This is a genomic window from Paenibacillus sp. GCM10027630, assembly GCF_042676305.1.
In the GTDB taxonomy this organism is placed as follows: Bacteria; Bacillota; Bacilli; order Paenibacillales; family NBRC-103111; genus Paenibacillus_S.
Genome location: NZ_JBHTGY010000033.1, coordinates 171,917 through 196,632, shown reverse-complemented (window position 1 = coordinate 196,632; position 24,716 = coordinate 171,917). Strand labels below are relative to the sequence as shown.

21 protein-coding genes and 1 pseudogene are annotated in these 24,716 nt (G+C 42.7%); 5 read left to right on the top strand and 17 right to left on the bottom strand.

From position 1 onward, the window contains the following. Positions 1-45: 45 nt before the first annotated feature. The 7 genes and pseudogenes from ACFQ0C_RS16585 to ACFQ0C_RS16555 all read right to left on the bottom strand — a co-directional run bounded on the left by ACFQ0C_RS16585 (position 46) and on the right by ACFQ0C_RS16555 (position 8,739). Complete coding sequence (locus tag ACFQ0C_RS16585; protein WP_379368183.1) at positions 46-906, bottom strand: carbohydrate ABC transporter permease; 861 nt, start codon at positions 904-906, stop codon at positions 46-48. Between the two features lie 13 nt (positions 907-919). After that, positions 920-1,888 carry an ABC transporter permease gene (locus tag ACFQ0C_RS16580; protein ID WP_379368182.1) on the bottom strand — a complete coding sequence of 323 codons (969 nt, stop codon included), beginning with the start codon at positions 1,886-1,888 and terminating at the stop codon, positions 920-922. Positions 1,889-2,155: 267 nt separating this feature from the next. Beyond that, positions 2,156-2,916 (bottom strand): annotated as a pseudogene (locus ACFQ0C_RS16575) (family 43 glycosylhydrolase); the annotation flags it as partial. Between the two features lie 141 nt (positions 2,917-3,057). After that, complete coding sequence (locus ACFQ0C_RS16570; protein ID WP_379368181.1) at positions 3,058-3,228, bottom strand: hypothetical protein; 171 nt, start codon at positions 3,226-3,228, stop codon at positions 3,058-3,060. A gap of 248 nt (positions 3,229-3,476) precedes the next feature. Then, positions 3,477-4,862, bottom strand: coding sequence for a hypothetical protein (locus ACFQ0C_RS16565; RefSeq protein ID WP_379368180.1), 1,386 nt, complete (start codon positions 4,860-4,862; stop codon positions 3,477-3,479). Between the two features lie 43 nt (positions 4,863-4,905). Continuing rightward, positions 4,906-6,447, bottom strand: coding sequence for an extracellular solute-binding protein (locus ACFQ0C_RS16560; protein WP_379368179.1), 1,542 nt, complete (start codon positions 6,445-6,447; stop codon positions 4,906-4,908). 147 nt (positions 6,448-6,594) lie between these two features. Next, positions 6,595-8,739: a helix-turn-helix domain-containing protein gene (locus ACFQ0C_RS16555; protein WP_379368178.1), complete on the bottom strand. Its 2,145-nt coding sequence runs from the start codon at positions 8,737-8,739 to the stop codon at positions 6,595-6,597. Positions 8,740-8,955: 216 nt separating this feature from the next. On the opposite strand from ACFQ0C_RS16555, the gene ACFQ0C_RS16550 reads away from it, so the two are divergent. The 3 genes from ACFQ0C_RS16550 to ACFQ0C_RS16540 all read left to right on the top strand — a co-directional run bounded on the left by ACFQ0C_RS16550 (position 8,956) and on the right by ACFQ0C_RS16540 (position 12,343). Next, a complete protein-coding gene (locus ACFQ0C_RS16550; protein WP_379368177.1) occupies positions 8,956-9,918 on the top strand; it encodes an ABC transporter permease in 963 nt (320 codons plus the stop codon). A gap of 19 nt (positions 9,919-9,937) precedes the next feature. Continuing rightward, positions 9,938-10,798, top strand: a complete 861-nt coding sequence (locus tag ACFQ0C_RS16545; protein ID WP_379368176.1) for a carbohydrate ABC transporter permease — start codon at positions 9,938-9,940, stop codon at positions 10,796-10,798. A gap of 171 nt (positions 10,799-10,969) precedes the next feature. Further along, positions 10,970-12,343: a rhamnogalacturonan lyase family protein gene (locus tag ACFQ0C_RS16540; protein WP_379368175.1), complete on the top strand. Its 1,374-nt coding sequence runs from the start codon at positions 10,970-10,972 to the stop codon at positions 12,341-12,343. Here ACFQ0C_RS16540 and ACFQ0C_RS16535 read toward each other — a convergent pair. The 5 genes from ACFQ0C_RS16535 to ACFQ0C_RS16515 form a co-directional block, all read right to left on the bottom strand. Beyond that, positions 12,338-12,481, bottom strand: coding sequence for a DUF2711 family protein (locus tag ACFQ0C_RS16535; RefSeq protein WP_379368174.1), 144 nt, complete (start codon positions 12,479-12,481; stop codon positions 12,338-12,340). The two genes, ACFQ0C_RS16540 and ACFQ0C_RS16535, sit on opposite strands and share 6 nt — an antisense overlap. Before the next feature lie 394 nt (positions 12,482-12,875). Further along, the gene (locus ACFQ0C_RS16530; RefSeq protein ID WP_379368173.1) at positions 12,876-14,066 is read right to left on the bottom strand and encodes an oxalate decarboxylase family bicupin; all 1,191 of its coding nucleotides are present in this window, start codon (positions 14,064-14,066) and stop codon (positions 12,876-12,878) included. A gap of 360 nt (positions 14,067-14,426) precedes the next feature. Beyond that, entirely contained in the window at positions 14,427-14,711 is a 285-nt protein-coding gene (locus ACFQ0C_RS16525; protein ID WP_379368172.1) for a hypothetical protein, read from the bottom strand. Between the two features lie 21 nt (positions 14,712-14,732). Continuing rightward, positions 14,733-15,353 carry a phosphotransferase family protein gene (locus ACFQ0C_RS16520; RefSeq protein WP_379368171.1) on the bottom strand — a complete coding sequence of 207 codons (621 nt, stop codon included), beginning with the start codon at positions 15,351-15,353 and terminating at the stop codon, positions 14,733-14,735. A gap of 1,148 nt (positions 15,354-16,501) precedes the next feature. After that, complete coding sequence (locus ACFQ0C_RS16515; RefSeq protein WP_379368170.1) at positions 16,502-17,341, bottom strand: sugar phosphate isomerase/epimerase family protein; 840 nt, start codon at positions 17,339-17,341, stop codon at positions 16,502-16,504. Positions 17,342-17,934: 593 nt separating this feature from the next. Between ACFQ0C_RS16515 and ACFQ0C_RS16510 the strand changes: the two genes are divergently transcribed. Then, the gene (locus ACFQ0C_RS16510) at positions 17,935-18,423 is read left to right on the top strand and encodes a hypothetical protein (protein WP_379368169.1); all 489 of its coding nucleotides are present in this window, start codon (positions 17,935-17,937) and stop codon (positions 18,421-18,423) included. A gap of 408 nt (positions 18,424-18,831) precedes the next feature. On the opposite strand, the gene ACFQ0C_RS16505 is transcribed toward ACFQ0C_RS16510, so the two are convergent. From ACFQ0C_RS16505 to ACFQ0C_RS16490, 4 genes are all read right to left on the bottom strand, one after another. Continuing rightward, positions 18,832-19,395 carry a beta-class carbonic anhydrase gene (locus ACFQ0C_RS16505; protein WP_379368168.1) on the bottom strand — a complete coding sequence of 188 codons (564 nt, stop codon included), beginning with the start codon at positions 19,393-19,395 and terminating at the stop codon, positions 18,832-18,834. A 234-nt stretch (positions 19,396-19,629) separates the two neighbouring features. After that, on the bottom strand, positions 19,630-20,031 hold the full coding sequence (locus tag ACFQ0C_RS16500) for a hypothetical protein (protein ID WP_379368167.1): 402 nt from the start codon (positions 20,029-20,031) through the stop codon (positions 19,630-19,632). Positions 20,032-20,934: 903 nt separating this feature from the next. After that, complete coding sequence (locus ACFQ0C_RS16495; protein ID WP_379368166.1) at positions 20,935-21,729, bottom strand: aminoglycoside phosphotransferase/kinase family protein; 795 nt, start codon at positions 21,727-21,729, stop codon at positions 20,935-20,937. Positions 21,730-22,070: 341 nt separating this feature from the next. After that, entirely contained in the window at positions 22,071-22,493 is a 423-nt protein-coding gene (locus ACFQ0C_RS16490) for a VOC family protein (RefSeq protein ID WP_379368165.1), read from the bottom strand. Between the two features lie 543 nt (positions 22,494-23,036). Here ACFQ0C_RS16490 and ACFQ0C_RS16485 point away from each other — a divergent pair. Next, positions 23,037-23,777: a class I SAM-dependent methyltransferase gene (locus ACFQ0C_RS16485; RefSeq protein ID WP_379368164.1), complete on the top strand. Its 741-nt coding sequence runs from the start codon at positions 23,037-23,039 to the stop codon at positions 23,775-23,777. 214 nt (positions 23,778-23,991) lie between these two features. Here the strand turns inward: ACFQ0C_RS16485 and ACFQ0C_RS16480 are convergent, their stop codons facing one another. Then, on the bottom strand, positions 23,992-24,711 hold the full coding sequence (locus ACFQ0C_RS16480) for a metallophosphoesterase family protein (RefSeq protein ID WP_379368163.1): 720 nt from the start codon (positions 24,709-24,711) through the stop codon (positions 23,992-23,994). Positions 24,712-24,716: the final 5 nt, after the last annotated feature.

Here is a 24,716-nt window from a genome sequence, read left to right as displayed (position 1 = left end):
ATAAATTCGCGAAATAGATTAAATAATCCATTTCACTTACCTACATCAACCTTTAACGGCACCAATCATAATGCCAGATACAAAGTACTTCTGGAGCCACGGATATACTAAAAGAATCGGAACTGTACCAAACATAATACTTGCCGCTTTCAAAGCCTCTGAAGGCAGATTTACATTGACATTCTCGCCAGACATTTGCTGCGAAATATTGATGACATTATACAGCTTAAGCTGTATCGTATACAGATTTTGGTCTGTAATGTAGAAAAGAGCATCCTGAAAATAATTCCACCTGAATACCGCATATAGTAAACTGACTGTGGCAAGTGCTGGCTTAGAAAGAGGCAGCACAATCTTAAGCAGAATCTGCAGTTCGTTGCATCCGTCCAGGTGTGCAGCTTCCTCCAAGCTATCAGGTAAGCTCTGGAAGAACGATTTCAAAATGATCATATAGTAAACGCTCAACATACCCGGAAGAATAAGTGCAAATGGAGTATTCAAAAGATTCAGATTCTTTACATTCAGATAATCCGGAATTAAACCACCGCTAAAATACATGGTAAACAGCATCATTAGCAATAAAGTATTTCTGCCCTTGAGTCTTTTTTTAGTCAGCGGGTAAGCCGCCAATATTGTAACTGTCAATGAAAGGAGCACAAATGCAACTGTCAGGATCACCGTATAAAACAATGAGTACAACATACCGGCATCACCGAAAACAACTTTATAAGCTTCTATATTAAAGTCTATAGGATAGATGGTAACCGCCTGGGATATAATTGCCCTATTAGAGCTAAGTGATTGCGAAAGAATATAGAGAAAAGGAACCAGGCATATAAAAACCGCAATTAATACTACAAATGCTGCTGTATAGTCAACAATTCTATTTTTTATAATTTGTGACATTGTCAGTTCCTCCTTACCATATTCCATTTTCGCCTAGTTTGCGCGTAATAAAGTTGGAAGTTACCAGGAATATTAAGCAAATTACAGACTGGAACAGGCCGACAGCTGCACCAACTGAAAAGTTCGCAGATTGGATACCTACACGATAAACATAGGTGCTGATAACGTCACCAAAGTCCATGACAAGGTTGTTTTGAATGGTAAATGGACGGTCGAAGTTAATAGCCATAATATTACCGAGCTGCAGTATCAGAAGGATCGCAATAGTTGGTCTGATACCTGGCAGCGTAACATGCCAAATCTTCCTGAATCTCCCTGCACCATCTGCGTCAGCTGCTTCATACAACTGCTTGTCAATTCCCGTCATAGCAGCAAGATACAAAATTGTACCCCATCCTGCATTTTGCCATACTCCAACTAAAGCATAAGTTGCAACCCATGCATATTTGTCCGTGAGGAACGGTAACGGTTGTCCACCCATATGGCTAATTAATGTATTTAACATACCTGTAGGAGAAAGTAACTGAGCAACAATCCCGCCGATAATAACCCAGGAAAGGAAATGCGGCAGATACAGTATTGTCTGACTTACCTTCTTAAACTTATTCCAAACCAGTTCATTTATTAAAATAGCCAAAATGATCGGCGCTGGGAATCCCACAATCAAATCCAAACCGTTAAGCATCAAAGTGTTTCTAACAACCTGAAAGAATTGTGGTGATGCAAAAATTTGCTTGAATGTTTCAAAATTATTCCAGGGACTCATGTTGACTCCCTGAAAAATGTTGTAATCCTTGAAAGCAATCTGTATGCCATACATGGGAGCATATTTAAATGTCAATAAATATGCAACAGGGATAATCAACATAAGGTAAAGTATAAAATCATATTTTATATAATAAAAGAATCCTTTCTTTTTTTTCAGCGGCTTTCCAACGCTATGCTTTTTATCCAGAGCAACACTACTATTCATTGCGTTCATAAACTACAACCTCCATTTACGGTTCTTCGCTATACTTCGTAACTAAAGTTATGTTCAACGGATGGTAATGAACCGTCTTTTTTCATGGGTTTTAGCCCGGTACGATACGAACTAAGGTTGCACATTTTTCAACCTGACTATTTCAATTTGTATATTTCTTCAGTACATTGAGCAGGCCATCGTTGACCTTGCAGTTTTTGAACGCGAACGGTCGATCTCTGAAAGGTAGCACTTGGCTTCCTCCATAACAGGCGATTCCACTTATTGTCTGTCTGTAAGATGAGCCAAATACCATTCTCCTGTATGCGTTTGCACTATCGAAGCATGCCCGCACTTTTGCAGCGGATTTCTCTGGACGTGCCATGACGTAAGGAAGGGATTATCAGGATGCAGTTCATAAGGACCATCAATCGTTTTCGACCTGGCCAGAGTGGCTGCGTGCCCATACCGGGTTTTACCCACTGCCGTAAGCAGGTAATAATATCCGTTTAACCGGTATAAATGGGGCCCTTCCGTTATTTTGATGTCCGTTCTTTGAAAAATAACTTTCGGTTTTCCAATAAAACGTTGTTCTACCTGAGAGTATTCCTGCAATACAATGCCGGCAAAAGTAAGTCCTTTGGTTCCAATGCATATTGACCAGATATTTCTTTCCGTCATCGTCGTGAAACAAAGAATGATCGAATCCCCAACTGTTCAAACGAACCGGGTCGCTCCACTCGCAGGTAACCAAATAATTATGGCCGTCTTTCCAGGCCCCGGCATACACCTTCATATCCGAAAAAATAGCAAAACTTCCCGTCGTGGTAATTTAAAAACGGAGCCTGTACCCCGTCGGAGCTCGGATCCCCTTTCATATCCAATTGGGAAACACGATTTAAAGGCCGGGCCACAAGATGTCAGTTGACCAAATCCCTGGAATGGTGAATTTGCACCCCGGGAAGCCATTTGAAATTCGAAACGGCTATGTAATAATCGTCTTCAACCCTGCAAAAGTTCTGATCGGGATTCCCCCCCCAGTTCCGGATTTTGAATGTTTGCCACGGACATCACTCTCTCGCAGTTCACTTGGTTAATTCAATGAATAAACTAAATGGCAGAGGCTATGCTCACCCTCCTATTCTATGGGGGGTTGTTTACGTTTTCATAACCTAATTGTAGTTCAGATTTTAACCGATGTAAACCCTCTTGTATTCTTGTATTCTAGTATATTTTTTAAAACAAGTTGGTCCCACCCCGAAAAATATATATTCAGGCACTAGCGTTGCATCAATTTCATCATAATTCCCATAATATTCTGTCTTTAAGCTATCAAGCACAGCTTTAAACTCAGGTTTCAAACAATAAATCTCCGCTACGGTAAAAGGGGGAGATTTTGTCGTCAATAACGGAGAATGGGAGTAATTTAATGTCATTAATAAATGACACTAAACTACTCCCATAAAGTCGAATTGCGGTTTCTGCCATAAGCCTGATTCCTCAAGCTTTTCTTCCATATGTTATGTTGGCACATTTGTGTCCAAACTAAACCAAAAACCGTGTTCTCAGCCCAAGGCGGGGAACACAGTTTTTGGTGTTTTGCCGCTCCCTACAAGCCGGCAATAATATATAAATTATAACCCACTGCATACAATCTTTGGCATGCCTTGTAATAAGGATCCTTATACCGAGCTGTCGCCTCCGGGCCATCCTCGGCATTTCGATCAGCCCATAGGGTGATCGTACCATCAGGACTGAACGATAATATTTGCTCGCCAGGCAAATCCAATAACTTCGATGCCATAGCCACGGTACCTCCCACGTTCCCATAGGAAACGCCATGACGATCGAACACCTCTCCATCACCGGCAGGCATCCCCCGTACAAGCTCATGGTAGCCGTCGCCATTAATGTCAACTGGTATCGTGCGATAAACGCTAAATGGCAGCTCATAAGACTCGCCTGACTCCGCATCATATATAAATTCGTCCATATTCTGATGAAAACGGCCATCAGGTCCGCACGTTTTGGCACCAATTCGAATAGCCATGGTCACGTGGCTCCGGTCATCCTGAAGCCGGGCCGCCCATCCGATGTCCATGTGTCCTGCCTCCACATCTCCCCATTTGCGGTTCCCTTGATCGTCAAACATGACGACACGCGGTGTAGCAGTCGGATCGGATTCCCGAACTGTAAACAGAGACCACTCGTTCTTATTCCGATTAAGCACCGGCTGAACCACATCCGAATGACCCGCATATACATCCCGGTCAGCGCAGAACAGCTCTTTTCCTGTATCGAGCTCGATGCAGCGTTCTCCCCACATTAATTCATCGACACCGTCTCCGTTCAAATCTATGACTGGAGTGACATGGCTGCCCCGAGCGCCTGGATCGTCCTTCTTGATGTTCAGCTCCCAACGAGACGACATATCCGGGTTCCAGCCTTGCAGATGCATGCCCCAATACGTACCTTGTGCCGTTACCAGCACAGGCTCGCCGTTGGCATAGCCCCCAACAATAAAGTTACGGAAGGTGCAGCTAAGCGGCTCCTCCTTACCTCCATCATTAGGCCATTGCCATTGTCCGGTCGTTTCCCCATTCGTTGCATCCAGCCGCTCCAGCCGATAAAAAGGAAGGGCAAACGGATGCTGCTCATTCAAATTGTTGACGAACCACAACTCATCGACACCATCTCCATCGAGGTCGAACGGATACACCGGACAAAACCAAATACCGGGTACGACCGTTTTCCCCAGCTCCCGCTTCCACAGCACTTCCCCTGTTTCTTCAAACAGCATCATTTTCAATGTATCCGTAGGATAAAAAAACATATTAACCGACGGATCCACATCGAAGTCAGCCGAATATACGGCGAGAAAGGCTTGCTTACCTCCTCCTAATTGAACGGGAATAGCTCTAAGCTGTCCAAGCTTTTGTCCAACCGAAAATTGTATTATTTTCTCCAGCTTAACTTGTTTTGTAGAATGGGTCATTTAATAAGCCTCCTCGATTATAATAGCGTAAATTGCTGCAGCCCTATTTAAGAAGGGTCTTTCCTTCTGTGTTATACCAATTGGTCCAGAATTGAATGGCTTTGTCTCCTCCGGCTGAATTGTACCGATTTACGTAATCGTCCCATGTTTTATCCACATCAGCGTTGCCAAGAATCGCTTTGGTCGTATACTCGCTTGTAATTTTACCTAGATTAAACCCTATCAGATCCGGGTAGTATGGCAATGCCGCACGAAGCAGATCGGCCTTACCGATTTTGGCCGCCATTTCCAGATTATCTACCGCTTCCTTCGGATAAACGACCCCAATGTATTTCTTTACATCATCAGTCAATTGTCCTGTTCTCACCAGCGAGAACGACCAGTGGATAGGAGCCAGCTGCTGCTGGGTCAGCTCAATTTTGCCGCCCACTTCCTTATAGTTGAAATCAGGTACGCCGATAAATGAGAATTTCATCCCCTCAGGCGACACAGCCCAATCCATAAACTTCATTAATTGATCGATATTTTTAGTCGTTTTAGGAATGGCCACGTAATGCCGGTTCAAGCTCGGGTACGAGAAGCTGGCAGGCTTGCCATCCGGCTGCAGTGGCAGCGGTAAAGCTATATACTGGCTCATTACTTCCTTCGGGATTTCAAGACCGGATGGATAATGCCAGAAGCCGGAGATCACACCGTACTTGAGCGACTTAAACTTTTGCTGAAAAATCGGCGACGTCACGGTAGGAAACTCAGGATCTAGAATTTTCTCATTAACCAGCTTGTTCATAAACTTCAAGAAATCTTTGTATTCCGTAGTAATTTCCGGAGGCGTTACCTTGCCATCTCTAATTGAATAAGCCTCTGCATTATAAGCCGCCTTGAAAGCTCTGGCCCCATTATCTATATTGTTAGTGGTCAGTAAGCCGAAGGTATCATTCTTGCCGTTGCCGTCAGGATCATTTAATGTAAATGCTTTCATAACGTTATAAAAATCATCTATCGTCTTCGGAATGGGCAGCTTCAGCTTATCCAGCCACACTTTGTTAATATAAACAACCTGGCTCAAGCCGTCGGGGCGGCTGTAAGGAATGGCGAACACCTTACCTTTCTCAGTAACCGGCAGCCATGAGTCAGCAGGCATCACCTTTTTCAAATTCGGATACTTGGCGGTGTCATTGATGTAAGGACTCAGATCAGCCAGTAGATCGTCTTTGGCATATTTCATTATTAAATCCCGGTCCCCTACGGCAAAAGCATCCGGGTAGCTGCCAGAAGCCATAAGAACATTCAGCTTATCGACATATCCGGCTGTCCCTGGCGAATCGAGCACAACCTCAACACCCGTCTTTTCTTTAAGAAACCGGATGTATTCGTTATCGGTCAAAGACATTCCCTTCGGATCTACATTATAGTCGAACATAACCTTGAACTTGGCCGGCCCTGCGCTCTTTGCTTTGTCTGGGGTATCGGCAGCTCCTCCAGTTGTTGATCCACCTGAGCTGCAGCCGGCTATAGCCGTGCACGCAGCGGTAATTAGCAACATGGGGAGCGAGATAGATTGCCAAGAGACCCTTTTCCTTTTCATGCGACTTCCTCCTTCAAAAGTGTAGGATGCATCCGTCCGTCAACTAGTGCTGGACGTTATCCCTATTGTTGAATGCCTTGGAAAGAATCGCAATTTACAATATTTCGAGTCATGTATAAACTTTTGAAACCAGCTCTGTTCATTTTTTTATACATTCCTCTTGGCCAACAATTTATTTCGGTATTCACTGGGTGTAAACAAATTTAGCTTCTTAAAATTGCGAATAAACGAATGAACCGTATCATAGCCGCACATTTCCGATATGAGCTTAATAGCCAGATCTGGATTCTCCAACAGAAGCTGGGCTTTTTTAATCCTGAGCTGATTCAAATACTCAACAAAGCCGCAGCCAAACTCGTGTTTCATAAGGGTACTAATGTAGGAAGAGTTGATGCCGAGCGAATCCGATATGGTCGTCAGCGATATCGTTTTGTCATAATTGGCATGAATGTAGTCGACGATCAGCTGAAGCGTCTTATTGTTAGAGTTTTTCCGTGACATGATGCAAGCCGACACCTTACCAGCTACCTGCTTTACGTACTCCGTTTTATCCTGTACAAATTCATAGCTGTACATGTTCATAAAAATATCGCCTTGAACAATTTCATTCATTTCAAGTCTAAGCTCCAGCATCATTTTCACAATTCCGTACAGAACATTGGAAAAAAACGCATTTACGCGATCCAACGAGAACCTTTCCTCATTTACCAGTCCATCCAGCATTTGCTGCAGCTGCACTTCAAATTCATTCGTCAGCCCCTCTTTAAGAAGCAGACACAGCTTGCTGATATCGTCTACCCCATATGCAGATTCCTCCGTCTTTTTGGCGGCAATGTCCCGATAATGGATGATGCTGTGCTTTCCGTATATGGTTTTGAACCCAACGGCCTGGAGCGCTTCATAATACCCGTGGTGCACACGATTAAGCCCATCCTGAATCCGGCTGATCCCCGCACAAATCGTTAAATTGCAGCTGTCCCGGATTTCATTTTGCAAATATCTAACCGTCCCTTCCAAACGTTGAAGCATCGCGCTTTCCTCCACATCCCGCGGGACAGCAACAAGAATGGCGATCTTCTCCAGCTCAGCTTTAACCGGATAGCAGGCATAGGTTGTCATGAATGTCCACTTAATGGCATTATAGATCGTTTTGTCCATGAAAAAGCGTTCATCCTGCTTCATGCTGAGAAGGTAATTGTAAAAGTCATCAATCTGGAACACGATCACCATAAACCGATCCGTCGGAAACCTCAGCCCCATCTCCGTCATTTTATCCCGAATATCGGCTTCCTTCAGCTTTCCAGTCACTACATTCAGCACCAGATGATGCTTGAGATCCTCCAGATTTTTATTAAATGAGATTTCCAGCCTCTCGATCGGTTGAAAATAAGATCTTCGAATATATCCGTAAATAATAACAATTAATCCTATTAATAAAACAGCTACTGCCAGTATCATATTCCTGCGGTTTTTCCAGGAGGAGGACAGCTCAATCTGCGGTGTGAACGAAACCATTTTCCATTCGCCGCCCGGCTGCCCGGAAACGGACATGTAATAGGCCCCCCATTGGACCGGTTTATCCGATATCTTGTTCAGATCAGGCAGTTGACCGAGCGGCAGTGTGTCCACGTTCACATCCTTGCCGGCTCTTATCGTAAGAATTCGGTCCCCTTTGCCCATCAGAAACATGGCGTAATTATCCGGTGTTGTAGCAAACAGCTTCTGCTCATCCACATTAATGGCTACAAGCCCTGTATCCCCTAATGGACCGACAAACGTAATAATATTCTTTTTGTTGACATACCCAGCCTTCTCCTCACGCTTGCCGACCCAATGACCTTCTCTTTCATTAAACTCGGAGAACAGCTCCTTTTCGGGAAACTGGTCAAGGTTTGTGAATTCATGGTTGGAAGCCAGTACCATTCGGTTTACTTTACTGTATATATACACGGAAACGATTAGTGGGTTGCTGTTAATAATTTTGAGCGAGTTTTCCTGCACCTCACCCAACATATACATATTTGTAATGAGCGGCTTGGGCTGGGATAACCAGTCCCTGAGGACGCGTTCCAAGGTCAGTTGGTAATAAATAGAGTTAATCTGCTTTTCCAAAACTAATGAAAGGGAAACCAGGTTCTCGTGGGTCACATGAAACGATTCCACGAACCGTTCCGAAGTATCTCTGTGGACTTTAATCAGATTCACCCCATAGGAAAGCACGATCATCAGAACGACAACCATCAGTAACAGCACAAGCTTCTTTTTCGGCAGCTTCAGCCTTGCGAGCCTCATTTGACTATCCCCCCGATAATGTTGTCTTTTTACAAGTAAACGCTGTCATGCCGATTATAACATTTTATACATGCTGGTTAAGGTACATTTCTTTGACTCAAAAATTTGTTCAGTCCAAAGCTAGAAATATATACACGATCCGTTATAATGTTAGTTTTCCAGGCGGAGCTGCACTCCTATAATAAAGCCAATATCGAATGAGGGAGGCGAAAGATCATGAGAGCTTGGACGGAGTCACAGAGCCGCGTCACGCAAACAGCTAAACGCAAGAAGCTAACGGCCGCTTGGCTGACCATAACGAAACATAAGTATTTGTACGTACTGCTGCTTCCCGGGCTGCTGTGGTATTTCATTTTTCGTTATATGCCCATGTATGGAGTCATGATCGCGTTCAAGGATTACAATTTTTCCAAAGGCATTTGGGGTAGCCCCTGGGTGGGACTTAAGCATTTTGAGTTTTTATTTCGCAATCAGGATTTTTATGCCATTGTCCGAAATACGCTGGTAATCAACTTGTACGAGCTGGCGTTCGCTTTTCCCGTCCCCATCATCCTTGCCCTATTACTGAATGAAATGAAAAATCTGCTGTTCAAAAGAGCGATCCAAACGGTCGTTTATTTCCCCCATTTCTTGTCGTGGGTTGTATTTGGAGGCATTGTTATTCAACTTTTATCCCCGAATGAAGGCTTGGTCAACAATATGCTTCGTTCCTTAGGTATGGAGCCGATCTTTTTTCTGAGCAAGTCCGAATTTTTTCGACCTATTGTTGTTATTTCATCCATTCTGAAGGAATCCGGCTGGGGGGCTATCATTTATTTAGCGGCATTAAGCTCCATCGACACTGAGCAATACGAAGCTTCAACCATCGATGGAGCCAACCGTCGGCAAAAGCTGGTTTACATCACTCTGCCGGGCATACGCAATACAATTCTCATCATGCTCATCTTGAAAATCGGCTACTTGCTTGATGTTGGCTTTGAGCAAATTTACATCTTGTACAATCCGTCTGTGTACGATGTCGGCGATGTATTGAGCACCTATATTTACCGAGTTGGCTTGCAAAGCGCTCAATTCAGCATTACCGCCGCAATCGGGCTGTTCCAGTCAGTCATTGGCTTCTTCCTGATTTGGAGCACCAACCGGCTGGCAAAAAAATTCAGCGAGGTTTCCTTATGGTAAACGGAAAGGAGCAACCACCATGTCCATGAAGCTATCTGCGAATGCAGGAATCGGTGCTATACTTATCGTTTTTGCTATCCTGACCTTCCTCCCCTTCTATTATGTTATGTTGGCGTCCGTCAGTGACTCCAATCTAATTCGAGAAGGCGAGCTTATGCTGCTGCCAAGAGGCTTCAATCTCAAGGCTTACGGTCTGATCTTCGATAATCCGCAGTTTCTGCATTCCTTTATGGTGACGGTAACACGTACTGTGCTTGGGCTTGCAGTCAATTTGCTGCTGCAGCTAACGATAGCCTATGCGCTTTCCAAGAGGTATTTGCCGGGCCGAAAAGCATTTATGATCTACATCATCATCACGATGATGTTTAATGGCGGCATCGTGCCCACCTTTCTGATTGTCAAAGCAACCGGATTGATGGATACGATCTGGGCGCTCGTCATTCCAACAGCCATCAGTACGTGGAACGTTATTTTGCTTCGCACCTTTTTCGAGAATGTACCGGACAGCCTGGAAGAATCCGCCAAAATGGATGGAGCTAACGACATTTTTATTTTCGCCAAAATTTATTTACCCTTGTCCCTTCCGGCCATTATGACCATCGGTCTGTTCATAGCTGTACAGCATTGGAATGCTTTTATGGATGCGGTCATTTATACCAGCTCCGCCGATCTCAAAGTGCTGCAGCTCTTCCTGAGGGATATGGTTATCCAGATGGAAATGGCAGCTTTAATGGGAGACATGTCAGCCATGAGCGAGGTTTCATCTCTTTCTATCCGCACGGCATCAATCTTTCTGGCATCACTGCCAATCATCGTGATTTATCCGTTTATCCAACGGTTTTTCGTAAAAGGGGTTATGGTGGGAGCAGTTAAAGGATAGAAGATTCAAGCGGGCAGTAACTTACACTTAAGAAAAGCTATATCGAGATCTCTCAAGGATGAAGGACCGCAGATCAAATACAGGTTTTCTTGCTAGTAGAAAGTTCAACATGCACTTTAGGTGAGGTTATGCTTTCTTAGCTTTTATAAAAAATGTAGGAGGGTTTAATCAATGACCAAAGAAATCGAATTAAAGCAAGTCCTGGAGCTTTCGCTGGGGTCCCCTATCGGTATGCTACGTGCTTTCCCGGTGCGGCTTGGCGAAGGTAACAATGCTATTGCGGTAGTGTACAGCGCCGATTTCGATATTGACCCATATTATGAAATGTTTTTCTTTCCAACAGATACCTTGAAGCTGACGCTATTCACGCAGGAGGGGGACCTATTATGGACTCGTGATTTCGGCAAAACCGTTATTCCTGGCATCTGGTTTTGCCCTGTCTTTCCTTTCGATCTGGACGGCGATGGCGTGGATGAAATCTGGTATGTCAACAACCTCAACCAGCAGCATCAGCTAAGCCTGCAAAACAGCTGTCTGGAAAGGCTCGACGGACGGACTGGTGAAACGATCGGACAATATCCATGGATCTATCAGGATGTACAGCAAACGTTATCCACCCAATTCCGCAATTTTATTGCAGGCGGGCACGTGAACGGTGACCCTGTATTAGTAACAGCGCAGGGAACCTATGGCAATATGTACCTTCAAGGCTGGAATAAGGACATGAGCCTTCGTTGGGAATTCAAGGTAGGTAAAGACGAAGCAGGTGCCAGAGGGAGCCACCTGTGCCCCGTAGTGGACATCAATCAGGATGGGATTGATGAGATTTTCTGGGGGGAGCGCTGCATCGAGCTCGATACCGGCAAGGAACTGTTCTGCGCCGACCGCGATACTTACCGCGGGCATTCCGATATTATCCAGCCGATGCGCAATCCAAACACGGGTGAATGGAGTTTTTATACGATCCGAGAGGGAGACCCTGAAGCATCGCCGCGCGTGCTTCTGTACGACACCGCGGGTGAAAGGCTGTGGGGCGACGTCGATTATGGCCACATGGACATGGGCTGGACCGCTCGTCTGAAAGACGACGGCGGGCATGTCGCGATGGCGATCCGCATCGGGAAGAAAACCTGCGGGCCGGACGGCCGCTTTCATCAGGACCGCGATGAATTCGTCTTCGATACCGCAGACGGCCAGCCCTACACGCTGCCCTTCAGCGTGTACCAAACCATCCCCGTCGACCTGAACGGCGACGGGTTCCATGAGCTCGTCTGCGGCGTGCCTGGCGGCGATGGTGAAGTGCTCGACCGCAGCGGACGCTCCTGCGGGCACGTCGGCGGAACCGTGGCCATGGCGTCACGGTTTATGGATTTGCCGGGTGAGCAGCTGCTCTGCTTCTACCCGGACGGCATGATTCGCATCTGGGCCGATGCGAACGCCAAAGACAATGAGCGGGCGCTCCAGCGTTATCGCGACCCTTTCTATATCAACAGCCAACGGTTAACCGGTGTCGGTTATAATCTATGCCTCATGTGCGGGCTATAAAAAGGCTACCGGCCCCTTGCCAACGCATGCTCCATTAGAACTCAGAATATCGAGGATATCGGGTATAAAAAATTCCGATATTCTGTTTTCACGAGGATAGTAAAGGTCTTTGGATAGATTGTTCCTAGGGGCTGGCAAGTGCTATCCGTCGGGAATGGGATCAAGTTCTTGTCATTCGGCTTTGACAAGAACTTGATCCCATAAAACATAAAAGCCGCGATATTCGCGGTTATTAATATGATAATGTTCTTGTCACCCGACATGAACCCAAAAAATAAACTTCGTCTAAATATTCGTGTGCCCAATGTTGGATAAAGGAAAATATTTCATTTGCAGCTGTATGTGGGAATGTATTTGGACCTGTTGGCCCCTTGTGAGTACACATTTAAAAGCAAGTCATGTGACAAATTAAATGATCACACCGATATCAACTTTTGTGATGTTTCTTTTAGGTAGGTGTTTTATTAAGCTATCGTACTCGTTGTCCAACAAGCTTTCCAACTAATAGAGGAGCCTAACAACGCTGATGCACCTATATATCAGTTTTTGGGTAGTAAGAAAATCCCGGATTTTTTACAATATATTGTTTTTCTTTTGTCAATGCGTTTATTAATTCTGGTCCTACATTAAGGTTCCCCTGTACTAATTGATGAGGTGTAAGTGCCATCCACTGATTAAGCGAAACATCTTCAAAGCGGTCACTCTTAAATATCTCCATAACCCAAAGGGTTTTATCACCGGTATTCTCAATATAGTGACCAAATGCACGCGGTACATATCCTACATCCCCAGCTCGATAATCGAAAGTGCGAGCAGTGCCATTGGCTGCGAATACCGTCATACGAGCTGTACCTGAGATATAATATTGCCATTCATCATTATTTGGATGCCAATGCATTTCTCTCATCGCTCCTGGTTTGATTTCCAACAACGATGCGGCAATTTGAGTGGAAATCAGAAAGTTGGTAGAATCGACTATACGCACAGTGCCGCCCGGAGTTACAATCGGCTTTTGTGCGAGTAGTCGATGTGTAAAGGATAATGGTATCGTACCTTGCGGGTCTGCTACCTGCTGACTTTCGATTGGACCGGGAACAGTTCCCTGATAAATGTATAGTTGATGGTTCGGGATATGGGCAAAAGTGCTTGTTGGCACACCGAAATTCGCCGATAGTACTTCCTTTGGTGTATGTGCGAACCAATCTGAGATAGTTATAGTATTGAGGTCAGAGAAATTGCCGTCAGGGAAGACGAGCAAAAACTCGCTACCTTCTTCCAATCCTTGAATAGAATGCGGAATTCCGGGAGGGAAGTACCACAAGTCGCCTACACCTACGTCGGCAATGAAGTTCCTCCCGTTCTGGTCAACTGATGTAATGCGCGCTCGCCCCACAAGCATGATAGCCCATTCCGCTTGCTGATGCCAATGTAACTCGCGCACACCACCCGGAGTCAAAGCCATATTCACCCCCGCAATCGTGGTTGAAATCGGCAGTTCTCTAACCGTAATTTCCCGCGACCAGCCACCATGGTTTAACTGCATGTGAGTGTCGGAGAAAGAGAACTTCATATTGGACAACGACCCGGCATCGGTGGCAGGCGATACTAGCATGTCAGGGTTCTCAATGTCTCGCATGATGTCGCGTGGCCCTAAATCCCACCAACCGGCACCATCATTTCTTATCGGTTGTGGTATATTTCCATTCCGTGTTTCATTTTCCATAATTATTTACTCCCCTCGATCTATTCACTTCATAATCGTGACTGGGTAAATGCCTAATGTAAGTTATGAATAGAAACAGGAATTGGAAACATGTCCACTTTAAACTGCTCTCGGACTTGTTATAAGTCAGACATTGATAAAGAGTAATGTAAAAAGCTTTTTTGATTACTGTACTCTTTGTTTATTAAGTTATTTTCTTCTCGCATAATTTCAAAGGTTATGTCAAATAACAAATCTTCTTCGAATTGATTGTTGCATCGGCTGATTAAATGCTTCTTTTATATTTACCCAAAGTGATTGTCCTTAAGGTGAACTTTCAAGTAAATCACTTTAGAAGCATTTTATTCTTCTTAGAATTACTTAAGTCTCTAAGTTGAGAAGAAAGTTACGAGTACTGTAATAGGCATCTTTCCACCCCATTTTTGCATAAAAACGAAGTCCATCCATCCCTTTAAAATAATAGGCTCCAAGTAATCTCTCTTTGAAATCTGGAATAATAATTCCAACTTTTTCTTGATAGTCTTGATAAGTTTGAATTACCTGACGCCCTTCCATGTGTCTATTGAGAATTGCGAGATCAACAAGAAAATCGCCATATGCAAAGTTGCCATCAATGATACCGGTTATACGTGTGCCGTCGGACAAGATATTCTATTGGTGAAAATCTCAGTGAATGAAGTAACGGTGAGGTTCATTGTAGGACGAGTAAGCCATTAATCGTTTGTAGCATTCATCAAATACATCTTTTTCTAAACAAGTACTTTGAAATAAGTCGTACCAATTCTCCCAGAAGTTCCCCGTCTGATCCTCCGCAAATGATGCAACCAAATAGTCTTTCCATGTTTGAAATGCTCCGTCACCGTTAGGCCCGACCCACCCATATCCGCTTGTTAGCCCGAGATCTACATGGTTTAGACGTGTCAATATCCTTATAAGCTCTGGGAGTTGGTGGGTTTGCTGTTCAGCTGAGAAATCCGCTAGATTACGGCCATCAATCCGTTCCATTATGGAGTATGCTAGATGTCCGACTTTCCCTTGTCCAAGGCATCTAGGAAACGGTATATCCTGGTTAGAAAGCAGTTCCGAAATATAATGTTCAGTTTTATACGCTCCCTCCATGTCACTGAATTTAATCACGCATCTTTTTCCTTCATTGCTGAAGGAGAAAACAATGCTCAAGTTACCGCCAACCAGCGGCGTTATCTCTACCACTTTAGAACCGAGATGAGTCCTTAATACTGCCTCTACCTCACTTAAGTTCAAGCTTGGTTTTTCGTATGCAGTCATTACTCGCACTCCCCTCCTATTGTTACATGAGCCCCGAATATAAACATTAACATAATAATAAGTAAACTAACCTTCGAATTCTAGATAAAGGATCTATTAAGTCAAATAATCCGCTTCATTTGGAGTTTTTTAATTTTGCTCAAGTTTTATAACAAGGCATCATCATTTCATAGAAACTGATCATCAAAGTACTTACTCTTTTTACCAGAAAAATCGTAAAATAGAAGTAGTCAAGGAGGTCGTTGCTATGTTGACGGAGCAGGTCTTCGTTGAAAGCGTGTTTATTGCAGGTCTGCTCTCCTTCTTCTCCCCGTGTATTTTTCCATTATTGCCTTCTGCCCAAACTGGGTGGTGTCGGCTATGGTGTCGCTATACAATCCCAACTCGGAGAAGGGACAACAGTAAGGGTCGTGATTCCATCAAAAATTAAGAAGCAGGACTGATTATTTAATCTTAACCTTTATCGGACATGATAATTTGATCTATAGCGAAACGCGGCTGCAGAACAATGCTGGCAGCCGTGTCTTGGTTTGATTCGACATCAAATGTTGAAACATAAATAATGCCCTTCCGACTTCCTATTGGGAGGCGAAAGGGCTGCTGATCCACATGTACGGTGGTGTGAGAGGACTGGTGTTAATCGCCCCCTCCTACTCGATTGCCTAAATTGCTTTAGTACGATATACGTTTGACAATTTACCTATTTTACAAATAATGCTGGTGCGACATCTCCGACTTGTCCTTGATAATCTTAAGGCTTTTTCTTAAAGAGTTTCATGTCTCCAGTAAGTTTTATTTTCAAGATAATGTAGCAATTTTCAATATCTTCGATTGCATAGCTTTTAACACGGATGTCTTCCCTTCAATACATCACTTAACTTGAAAATCACATTCTGCTTTGTTTTCTTAAATTCTCAACGGCTTTTAACAAATAGACTTCCTGACCGTTTCTCTCCCATATGTCGCGAGGCTCGACACGAACTTATGCGCATAATCGCGGTGATAGTAAGGTTGGATTTGTAATGTATTATTCACATGCCCATTAAGCTAAATGGCATTTTAATGTGGCTGAATATTAAGATTTTGCCCCCTCGTCTTAGTTGATACGGGCTAGACGATTCTTTCGGCGTCATTAAGTTCTCAAGTTTCTATCCACGCGGGATACCAGCATTGGCCAATGCTACACTAATCGTTTTGTAACAGAACTCAGCACTTATAAGAGCATCATAGTTTGGAGACTTAGAAACTAACATAGACACTTCCGAGGTAAGATAGCCGTTATAGCCTGCTCTGTACATTCGCAGGGCAAAATCAGCATAATCAAACACGGTCTCACCTGGGAGAGCAAAGCGCGAGTTCGGGTAACGCCCCAGTACATCTTTGAGGTGAGTGGCATCCGTATATTTGATCAATTTATCAATCGACTCTTGTAAGGACTCACCAATAGCCTCAAAGTGACTGAAGTCAAAGTTCAATCTAAGAGCGGGATGATTGACCTCCTCTAACATCCATAATGATCGATTAGGGTTATACAACATTTGACCTACGTGAGGCTCAAGTGCGAGCACCGCCCCTGCCTCATAACATATTTGAACCCATTCGAGTAAATTCTCCGCTGTGCGACTACGTAACTGATCCCAATCGCCTATTTTTCCATCGTCCGTTTTGATCACAACCGCTCGCTCCACTCCCATATCCGCGCTTAACTCCAGAACCCGCCGCAGTCCATCCAGATTGGCGGAGTGCTGTGCAGAGTCTGTCTCAGTCAGCTTGCCTGGTGTACCCATAAACGCGATGATGTCCAGATCAATATCGTTTAACATGCTACTGAACTGCGTGCGATCCATTTTCGTCAATCTTTGAGGTGATGTAGGCCACTCGGGCTTCACACAAATTTCTAATCCATCGAATCCAATTTCTTTCACCTGCTGAACGACCGTCGGGTATGGTGTCTCAGGCATCCCATAGTTTCCGTATCCAACTTTCACAAAACATCCTCCTAATAGTTTTATGAGAAAGCGCAAACTTCAGAATAAAACTACTGCAGTTAATGAAATACTTGATGCACTTTGGTCCCCGGGTTCATAGTTCCTGTTATAAATTTTAACATTAGGCACCACTCCAGACTTTAACAGGATGTATCTATTTTACTATAATAATGGATTAGATTGTTATTGTGCTTGTTGCGTTAATCTGCCCGATACTAGTAAATAAAAACGAGGAAATGCCGCGCGGCATGCTCCTCCACTATAGTTTCTTTCATTAATGCATTCCAGCATATTTCTTCTCCTTCAATCTTCACAGCCATATAATCTTGCATGACTCTAAAATATATCGTTAATGGCTGGGAATCTGCGAGAATACCTGCTTCTCTTCACTTAATGTTCAGAGTGCTTCTCTCGTCTTCTGTTCTTCAATCATTTGGGTTATCTGGTTAAACGGCTTGTGGAATCCTCTTGATTGGAATTGATAGCTCCTGGTTGTAAGCCTTTTCTCTTAAAAATAGATCATTTATCAGTTTTCTTCCCACCTTGTCCCTACATTATATGAAAGTATGGATGAATAAGGGAGGGGAACTAGGATGGCGGTTATTTTCAAAAAAGTGGAGGAGACGGCTATACTCTCCGCGAATGCCGAAGTCAAGACTAAAGATGGCGTCCTGGAGGTCAGTTTCGTGGAAACCCAGCGTATTCCTAACGGAAATTTGAACGGAGTAATGCAGATTTCCTTGAATGGAAAACCTTTGCTTATCACTTCGAGCAGCGTTATGCCGAAGTCAGATGGGGGCAAATCGAAAATTACCCAGCAGCAATTCAAAGTCTACGATGGCGACAAGGTTAACGAGCTTAGCGAAGATTTGGCTCGGGCCTTTGGCAAGCTGAGAAAAGAGTTGATCGCATTCGAAAAGAAAAAATCGGTTTCGCTGAGACTGCCTTGCTTTATTAGGATCCCGCTATGCCGCTTGACATACTCCCAATACATCGTAGCCTGCAGGCTCAGGGGGAGACCCGCTCTGGACTGTTTGCGGGAAGCAGAAGCCATCTACAATAACTGCAAAGGCAACTGCTGAATCAGGTTTTCCTTTATTTCATTCCACTTCACTACGTTATCGTGCCAGTTAATTCAACGACGAAGCAGACCACCCCGGCAGTCTGCTCAATTTCAATATCGTATCCCGTTAACGCAATTTTAAGGATCCTTGAACATACTTTATTGCCACACCATATATTGCCTAGAGGGTCTCATACACGCCCAACTCGTTCACTGTTCATTAAAAAGTTGCCGATATTTGTGATACGGTTCACCGAATTTAACATTTAACTAAACTGCCCGTCACTTCAAAGGAAACGGCAGCCAATCGTCTGTCGGCTGCCGTCGTGTCTTCATTGAGATATAGTTTCTTGATAGCTCAGTATTCCTCAGAATAGCGCTTCGTGATCCAGGAAGGCTTCAATCAATTCGGATTTCCCTACGATTCCTAATGTTTATAACCGTCAACTATTAAGTCCAACTTTCCTGTTTCCGGGTGGATTACAAGGCCATGAACTGGAATGTTTTTTGGCAGGAGGGGATGGTTCTTGACCGTTTGCACGCTTCCATTGACGGAATCTTCAACACTATCGAAACCGTGTAGCCACTGTTGCAAATTAATTCCGGCACTTTCGAGGGTGTCGATAGTTTCGGAAGATATGCCTTTTTCCTTCATTTTATTAATTGTTTCGCCAGGGTCAATACAGCTCATCCCGCAATCATGATGTCCGACCACAAACACTTCATCGGCATTTAATTCGTATACAGCGACAATAATGCTGCGCATAACGCTACCAAATGGATGCAAAACAATCGCTCCAGCATCTTTGATGATTTTAGAATTCCCATCCTTTATATTTAATGCTCGGGGAAGAAGGTCGGTAAGCCTTGAGTCCATACAAGTTACAACAACCATCTTTCTATCTTTGAATCTAGATGTTTTATATTTTTCAAATTCCTTCTTCTCTACAAACTCCGAGTTAAAGTGCAAAATATCATAAAGTCTGTCCAAGCTTCTCACCTCAATTTCTCTCTTGATATCTCATTATCTTATCATAACTTACGAAGCACCCTCAACATGCCAAAAGGCTGCCGATTCATTCCAGCAGCCTCGACCCGATTTCTATTGAACAAACGTTTTCCGTTAGTTGAATCTTGAGACGCTATGGTTAACAATTCTGACTCATATGATTCTTGATAGTTGAACTTAATCCAGTGGTTAACATTTTCTTACTAATGCACTAAACTAAAGTAGTTCATAATCCGTAAAATCTTCATATTTTTCTAATTCGATAAATACTTGTTCTGATGATACACTATTTTTGATTTGAATCATTGAATAAGGATTACTGCCTACATCACTAATTAAACAATAACAGTTCAATAGCTCACATAGTTTCCCAAGTATCAGAATATCATTCTTAGGAATTAACTGATGGTCCCTTAAGTACATTGTTATTCGTAAAGGGAATTCTGCTTTACAGAGATATGTTTCGCAAAGCAGCTTAACGTCTTCTGGAATACTCTGGCTCCATGTGCTGTCCGTAAAAAATATCTGGCTTTCTTCTATGTTAAATACAATCTTTAGCCCTTGTAATAATTCCTGTCTTGTAAACTTACGATTCATAAATAAATCTTGCCATATCAATTTTGTAGTACCTCCCATATTTTCCGAGCTGCTTGCCTTGTTTCATTACTTATTTTAATGATATGGAATATTTTAATAGATTGGGGATGCTCATGAAGCCAAGTAATCCATACTAACAATCTGCCCTTTAGCACAATGCGGCTGCCGTGTTTGAGTTGTTTGTTAAGCTATAGTAATGCGTTAACTTAATTCGCCAAGCCTATAATATATGAAGTCTGACGCAAAAAAGATTACATATTTCTATTGATTCATAGCCTTAATGGCGAGAAAAAGAACGGTGAAAATTAGTAAAAGTCCATATATAAGGTATTTAATAAACTTCGCCATTTCTTCCGAAATAATTTGGTTTTCGACTAGATAGCCTTTAACTAAGACTGCAATAATGTACAGTACTATTAAGGTCATCAAAACTAATCTAGAGCCAATAACTCATCCCACCCCTGATATATCCATTCATTATTGGATGCTGAAAAAGTAAGCTGCAACGCTATAGTATTGTAGGCCTTACCGGACGTCAATACGAGCTCGGCAACCTCAACTATCATCCCTCGTTAGGTTATTAAGCTGTAAAGGTAACTTATGATTATCTTGACCAACATTATTATGAATACTGCGATCCATCCAAAAAAGAAAATACCTAAACAAGCACTTAGCATTTGTTTCCCGAAACTAATTTTTTCATCTGAAATCTTGAGTGTTAATAGAAAACTTATTAATACTAAAAAAAATAAAGACCAAAAGAAGCTCTTGAATAGATAGATTGCTCCGCCGTATAAAAACGAAGCTAACATAAAATAAAGTAATTAATTTGTATTAAACTGCCCAATTACTTCAATAAACAAAAAGAGCTGCCGCGAAGCAAGCCCCTCCATTATCATTCTCTAATAGCTGAATGGATGAATGCTACTTTATATACTCTATTATGGATTTGAATGCCTGATACTCTTGGAAAAACTTATTATAATCACCATTTGAAAATATACTGGAAACCGCTAAACGGAAAATAATAGCTCGTATAATCATTTCTTTATATAGTTCATTATCTGGAAGCAGGTCTATCTCAGATATTTTGCTTCCTTGCCATGCTATACAATCACAAACTAAAATGGCTTCTGCATATTCTACTGGGGCAATTGTTGGAGAAAAATCAATTACTAAAGGACTCAAATCTTGGTCAAAAAGAATGTTTCCCGACAAATCGCTATGAACAATCTGTACCTTATATTGCTCTTTCAGGCTTACCCTACTAAGTAAATTATTAATTATTTCTTGTGTCTCTCTTGGCAATTCCCCGGGCAAATCATCTATTTGCCATGCTATACGATGACCCTTTGACCAAGGATTATCCGTATGAGGGAAGTCCCTAAAATGAATGGAAGATAGATCGCGATGAAATAACCTCGATACCTGAAGTTTTTCTTCTATTCGCCCTTTTGTATCCTTACCTATCTCATACTGAGTGCAAGCCCATCCTCTACTTACAAAAGTACCGTATTTACTTCTAATAGGCTTAGATACCCTATAACCTTCAGGGTTTATATTGTAAAGAATATTCAGTAACCATTCCGAATGATGTATGTCATCCACAGGTTTTAGTACAGCGTTACTAATTCTTACTGATGTATTTTGACCACCACTCAATGCCACAATATCCCCACTAAGAATAAATGAATTTAGTATTTCTTTGGATAGTTCCATTTCTTCACCTTCCTAGCATCCTACTTCTAAAGATTCATTTTAATATTTCAATATAACCCTAGAAGAATCCTGCATTCGCATAGGTTTTCCGCCCAAATTGAACAGGCTACCGATGATACCGCAGCCTGTTTGTCATGGTACTAAAGTCTCCGTTAGTTGAGCGACCGTCATCTTTAACCTAAGATACGGTTCTCCGCGCTGTCTGTGACGGCAAGTTTACAAATGCGCTCCATCGGTCGCATCGAGCATCTTGTACAAAAATGCCTGTTCCCTATAACGAACGGCTACAGATTCTCGACAACCCTTTGAGGGAGCTATTCCCCTTGGAAATCATAGCTTTTTTAATGTCTTGTAGTAAATATTTGAAATGTGATACCAAATTGGTCCGTTAGCATACCATAAGCTGGACTAAAATGAACTTCTCCTAACTGCTGCAGCACCTTCCCGCCTGGCAGCAGAGCTTCATAATATTGGCGAGCCTTTCCAGCATCATTGGTCGTAATGCATATTGTCACTTGATTGCCAACTTGCAACTTTTGACCCGGAATTAGATCAGAGGCATACACATTAGTTTCCCCAATTTTTAGAATGGAATGGGAAATTTGTGCCTTCTGTTCTTCTGTTAATTGAACTTCAGGACTCAAGGGGTCTTCACCAACCGTCTGCTTAAAAAGTACTTTGGCTTCCAGAGCCGTTTCATAAAACGAAATTGCTTCACTGGCGTTACCGTTAAACATTAAAAAGGGAACCAGCTGCATTGTCATGTAGATCTCTCCTTCGAGTTTTATTTTATTTGTTCCTGACTTTAGTTTAGCCAATAATAGTGACAGCAATTGTCATTAATTTTGAATGATAAAAAAAGAACGCCAAAAGAAAACGCCGAAGTAACAACCCGAACATTTTCTTCCGCTCTGTAGCCGTAAAATAACGGGTAATGATCGTGTTATTTATGGCCGCGGGATGGCTGAAGCCCCCAATCTGTCGCCGCTCTGCCACGAATGTTTAGCAAATACAAATATTACCATCCCTTAATCCATTGGATAGAAAATACGATATGGCATATTACCAGCATGCGGTGTGAGACGCTTCGCATCCGGTACCATTGCCACAGGATGGGCCGGTCATGTTTTTGAGATCAAATGGACGCTAGATGGAATATTTTAGGTGGATTTGTTCATAGAAAAACGATATATTATTTGGGGAGTAATAGCGCAGAATGTTTGTGTTCGATATGTGTTATTGGGATAACGCGCAAGTCGGGATATACGTTTAGGCTCATATTATTTATATTTGGGGAGGGCGTCGGCATGGACAAGAATTCTGTTTATAAAACAAACAGCTTCTATTGGGATACAAAAGGAAACGATTTCTTAGGAGCAATCGTGCTTCCTTTTTATGGAGCATTTGTCTCAGAAGAAAAATGCCAGCTTTTTGGCGATGTCTCAGGTAAAAAGATGCTGGAAATAGGCTGTGGAAACGGTCAATCCTTGCAATATCAGGGGGAACGCAAAGCATCTGAACTATGGGCTGTGGATATATCAGAAAAACAAATCGAAAAGGCAACGCAACATTTGAAGGCATGCGGTCTTTCAGCAAAAATAATCTGTTCTCCCATGGAAGAAGAATGTGGCATACCCGTGGATTATTTTGACTTTGTTTATTCGATTTATGCCATAGGCTGGACCACCGACCTTGAGGGTACTTTTTGCCGGATCGCTTCTTACCTTAAAAAAGACGGTGTATTTATTTTCAGTTGGTCCCACCCTATACACAAATGTGTTGTTGCAGAAAACAATATGCTTGCTTTTAACAAATGTTATTTCGATGAATCTTGGTATTCGGTATCTCTTGATGAAGGTGCGCTAACATTGTCGGATCGCAAACTATCAACCTATGTGAATGCGTTGGCAAAAGCAGGATTTGTAATTGAGCAAATGATTGAGCAATCTGATGATGAAATTATGCAATCGCGGGATGAAAACAGTGATTTTGCAAAAAAAGCAAAGATGCTTCCTGTAACTTTTGTAGTCAAGGCAAGAAAACTATAGTATCCGATAGCTTAATCATGACTCGCATACTTTTAATACATCGCCATACATTTTCACTGTTACTGACTACTGCAACTCTAATAAAAATGTTAAAATATTCCAATAAATAAGGAGACCCTATGACTAAAGGTCTCCCCGTTCCAAATTCTGTTATTTAGTTTTCTTCACATGCCATTTCCAAGTCACCCGATCAGATTCCAGAACCTTTCTACCGCTAGTTTTCCCCGAAAAAGACAAGAGCTACATCTAGTTCTCCTTTTTTCTTAAGTGTTGTGGACAAGGTTGCCTTCAGCAGGGGTGAACGATCGTACTGTAAGCTCTTCATATCGATACGTCCATCTGTAATCGTCATATAATGCGCTTCTTTACATGGATCGTCAGGTCTGCGATACGAGATACTTCCGGGATTCATCCACAGTTCATGGTTGCTGAGATAATGAATAGCTCTCCGATGTGTATGGCCGAATATCATTCGTTTATGTTTCATGCTCGTAATTGGTTCCTTGGTCTGCTGTTCCCAGAAGCTATAATAATGATGGAGACTAGGAATGATCTCGTAATTGTTATACATATGCTGCATGCTATATCCAATAGAATCCATCGTGAATGCAATAGAATAAGGCAGGTTTTCCAAAAATTCAATATCCAACTCACTAAGCTTTTGAGCATTATCATGCGCCCAAGTTCGATCCTCAAGTGTAACATTCCACAATTGATCTTTGTTGCGATATAAGGCAGTTACACGCTCATCATGGTTTCCTTTCACGCACAAAGCCTTATGCTCCCTAATCCACTGTAGTACTTCTTTGGGAAAAGGTCCGTAATCTACCAAGTCTCCCGCACAATAAATGACATCACTGTCTTTTTCTTGTTTCCATATGTTTTCTAATGCATAAATATTGGCGTGGATATCAGAAATAATCAGTGCCTTCAACGAGC